General features: G+C 56.1%; 1 protein-coding gene. It reads left to right on the top strand.

The features are described 5' to 3' along the window. Positions 1-413: 413 nt before the first annotated feature. Positions 414-636, top strand: a 223-nt coding sequence (locus tag GEV06_28960; protein ID MPZ21871.1) for an NYN domain-containing protein, incomplete at its 3' end; no start/stop codon positions are given.

The raw sequence follows: 636 nt of genomic DNA, 5'->3' as shown, positions 1-636 counted from the left end.
CAAAAGGCCTCCAGTGTTCTCACTGAGATAACTCGCACAATGCAGGATAGCGCGTTCCCATTTTGGGAACAACCTCGTTGGACGGGCCAGAGCTCGAGTTTCCTGACGACGGAGATGTAGACTGGCCAGCGAACGTTGCGCGGAGACGCCACGCGAGCGGTGCCCTCACGTGGTCAACGTGAGAGCGCGGTTTGAAGTTTGGACAAAACTATCTGATTACCTCCGGGATTTCCTCGATCAGAAAGGCAATTGACAACTCTCCGGTCCGGCGTTACTGCTGGGCAAAGAACCAAAAGCTGGTTTGAATTTCTTATGCATACGCGCGATCATGAAGCGTGGCCAATTCACGCGGGTGATCGTCCCGCCTCCCGAGGCGCCGGCGCCCCTCTCGGCATAAAATAAAAAATCGAAAGATGAAAGGATTTCAGTTGCCCAATCAGGACCGTCTCAACATCGCCGTCTTCATCGACTTCGACAACATCGAGATCGGTGTCAGATCGACGCTCGGAGAGAATTTCGACATCGGCGCTATCCTCGACGCCTTGAAGGAGCGGGGTGAGGTGGTCACCAAGATCGCCTATGCCGACTGGCGCGCGCGGGCGAGTACAGCCGCCATCTCACGCAGCACGCCATCCG

This window comes from Luteitalea sp. (assembly GCA_009377605.1).
In the GTDB taxonomy this organism is placed as follows: Bacteria; Acidobacteriota; Vicinamibacteria; order Vicinamibacterales; family Vicinamibacteraceae; genus WHTT01.
This window is presented reverse-complemented; position numbering and strand designations above follow the sequence as displayed.